General features: G+C 49.1%; 2 protein-coding genes. One reads left to right on the top strand and one right to left on the bottom strand.

Annotated elements, in window-relative coordinates; translation table 11 throughout:
* On the top strand, window positions 1-795 hold a 795-nt coding region (locus GTU67_RS15105; protein ID WP_221893409.1), incomplete at its 5' end, for a DUF4113 domain-containing protein.
* Between the two features lie 166 nt (window positions 796-961).
* Here the strand turns inward: GTU67_RS15105 and GTU67_RS15110 are convergent.
* Window positions 962-1810 (bottom strand): nucleoside 2-deoxyribosyltransferase, encoded by an 849-nt coding sequence (locus GTU67_RS15110; RefSeq protein WP_185780803.1) that lies wholly within the window; start codon window positions 1808-1810, stop codon window positions 962-964.
* Window positions 1811-2014: the final 204 nt, after the last annotated feature.

Genomic DNA, 2014 nt, shown 5'->3' on the forward strand with positions numbered 1-2014 from the left:
GCTTGGCCAATATGGCTTCGCGCCGCTCGGGTGAATACTTCATGGGAACCTTCTCTCTGCCCCAGGTTGGAGATTCAAACTCTAACATCTGTAGAGGTTCCAACTATTCTGACAGCGGGGGGTGACCTAGCTCAGCAAAGTCCACAGCGCATACAGGAACAGTTTTCGGTGGTCTTAGCCAAGACCGCACGCGAGTTAGCGGGGCAGGCCTGTATCGGGTGGGAGGACGAGCCGGCCGACAAGCAGCAAATCATGTGTTCGCGCAGTTTCGGTAAACCCGTCGTCCATCTGGTCGACCTGCAGCAGGCTTTGGCGGTGTTTGTGAGCCGCGCCGCGCAAAAGCTGCGAGCACAAGCCTCTTTTACCGAGGCTATTCATGTATTCATTCGCACGAGCCCCTTCAGGGACGGCCCAAAATATACCGGCTCAACCGTAATTCGTGTTGCCCGTAATGACGACACGACGGTTTTGATTGGTGCCGTAAATCGGGCACTTTACAAAATCTATCGCTCCGGCTACGCCTACGCAAAAGCAGGTGTTTGCTTGCTAGAAATCACCCAGCGCTCTATGGCAGAATCGCAATTAGGGTTGTTTGACGCACCGCAGCAGCATTGCCAGGTGCCCAAAGGGGAGCTGATGCAAGTCATGGATCGTCTTAATCAAAGGTTTGGGCGTTTCACCGTCGTAGCCGGGGATGCCCTGGTGCAAAGTGAATCTCCTTGGCAAATGCGCCAAGAGCGAAAGACTCCAGCCTACACTACGCGTTGGGAAGACATCGTGGAGATCTGGCGTTAAATCTTTGGGCTTGGCGACACACCGTTCGATACTGTCCCCCGTACCATATGTGTGACCACAAGCTGATTGGTGGACGAAATTTTTACTCCTTTGACCGATCTCACGGCAACATGCGCCTTCAGGCCCCCAATTTAGTTAGGGCACGTAAGGCAAGCAATTTTGAGTGTCAGAAGGGGATGTCACTGACTTCAATTTCTAGCGTTTTATCGAAGTCGTAGGTCTTTGCCGCAGTAGCGATCCTAATCATTGCACGTCCACTTATCTTATAAGTTTCATGTAGCTCATCTCTATGAGCCCACCCCAATATCTTTGTGCCTGTAACTACAATCTGGGACCAACCTCCCGGAGTCAACCTACGGGCCAATGGGGAAAAGGCATGGCGTTTTTTAAATCGTGGATCGTCAGAGTCAGTTTGTGGACTGACCTGCCCATGCTGAGCAAATTCCCATCCTTGACCTACATAGAGAATGATAGATTCGATTTCGCCGAAAACTGATTCACCATGATTATGCATGTCAATGACAAGTCGGACAGTACCCTTAGCATAATGCTTATTAAGCTCAAGATTTTCTGATACTAGGGTGCACTTGACCGATAAGCCACTAGACCGTTCCGTGGAGAGTTGCTTTAGGGCCCACTGTAAGTTTGTGACTAGCGCCTCCTTCAGATTTGTAATTGAACCAGCATAGACAATGTGTCTGTGCTGCTTTAGGTCAAAGGGTATGTCTGAGGCGTTTTGCGTTAGCAAGATGCAACGTTTCCCCTTCGCATGGGCGTACCCGACCTCATAAAAAACATTTGGATTTTGCTTGGTCATGTCGGCGATGATGATATCAGCCGCTTTAATTTGCTGGTAAATGCGTTCTAGCATCGGCTCCTCATAAAGTTGCTCATCAACTCTTTCAGCGCGAAGGCCAAGTTCTTCAGCGGTCTGTTTGATGCCCAGCTTGTAAATATCTTGAAAGTCATGATGAAAGGGCATCAGAACGAAAACAAATGGTCTTTTATCAATCATTGACAGGTGCTTTTAAAGATTGCGAAAATTCGTTGCCAAGTAGCTTCAGTGGTTGGGTGAGCAGCTTTAAATGTCTCTTTAACTGTTCAACGTCAACTATCTTGGCCGGTCGGCGTCAATTAACTTGGCCGGTTGACGCTCATTGATGCTGGTCTTGTTGTTTACGCTTTAATGATGTTTTCCTGCGGTAACTTTCCCCCTCCA

This window comes from Pusillimonas minor (genome assembly GCF_014237865.1).
Classification (GTDB): domain Bacteria; phylum Pseudomonadota; class Gammaproteobacteria; order Burkholderiales; family Burkholderiaceae_B; genus Neopusillimonas; species Neopusillimonas minor.